The 769-nt window shown below is 81.9% G+C and carries 1 pseudogene; it reads left to right on the top strand.

Going from position 1 to position 769, the window contains the following annotated elements:
* A pseudogene (locus tag ACFPZN_RS56270) lies at positions 1-769 on the top strand (hypothetical protein); the annotation flags it as partial.

Raw genomic sequence — 769 nt, 5'->3', positions numbered from 1 at the left:
GACCTGCCCGCCGCGCTGGGCCGCGCCCCGGCCGGGCTGCGCGAGGCGCTGCTGGACGGCGTCCTGGCCGGGCTGGCCGCGGCCGATCGGGAGGCGCGGCGCGCGGTGCTGACCGGGGCCGCCTGCGATCTGCTGTACGAGGACCTCGGCCGGTTGCCGGCCGTCCCGGAGGTGGCGCTGCCGGTGCTGGTGTCGGTCGGCGGGCGGCGTCCCGCGCTCCGCGCCGCGGTGACCGGTGAGCTGCTGCGGCTGGCGGCGGCGCGGCCTGAGACGGCCGGGAACGTCGACCGCGCGCTCGACCGGGTCTGGAAGGCGCCGCCGACCGCGGACGGCTGCCTTGCGCTGCTGGAGGCCCATGAGGAGGCGTTCGCGGCCTACGGCGCTCTCGCCGCGCTCCCGGCCCGCACGTTCGCCCGCCTCGCTTACGGCGCCGGCGCGGACACCGGTAACGGCACGGCGCCGGAGGGCGAGGGGGAGCTGTCGGCGCCCGCGACGCTGCGGCTGGCCGCCCGCGTGCGCGCGACGCTGCCCGGTGACGGCGAGGCGGCCCGCGCCGCCACCGCGATCCAGGCGTACACCGACGCCGTCACCGCCGAGCGCCCCGAGCACGCCGCCGCCGCGCTGGACGCCCTCGCCTCCTCGGGCGCGCCGCCGCGGCTCGCCGCGGAGCTGCTGGGCGGCGCCGCGCACCGGCTCACCCGCCGCGGCCCGCGGTTCCGGGCGGCGCTCCTGGCCGGGCTGGCCGGCCCGGAGCGGTCCCGGCTGGCCG

This window comes from Actinomadura rugatobispora (genome assembly GCF_042656285.1).
GTDB classification, from domain to species: domain Bacteria; phylum Actinomycetota; class Actinomycetes; order Streptosporangiales; family Streptosporangiaceae; genus Spirillospora; species Spirillospora rugatobispora.
Note: the sequence above shows the minus strand (reverse complement) of the source record. Positions and strands in the feature narration are given on the sequence as shown.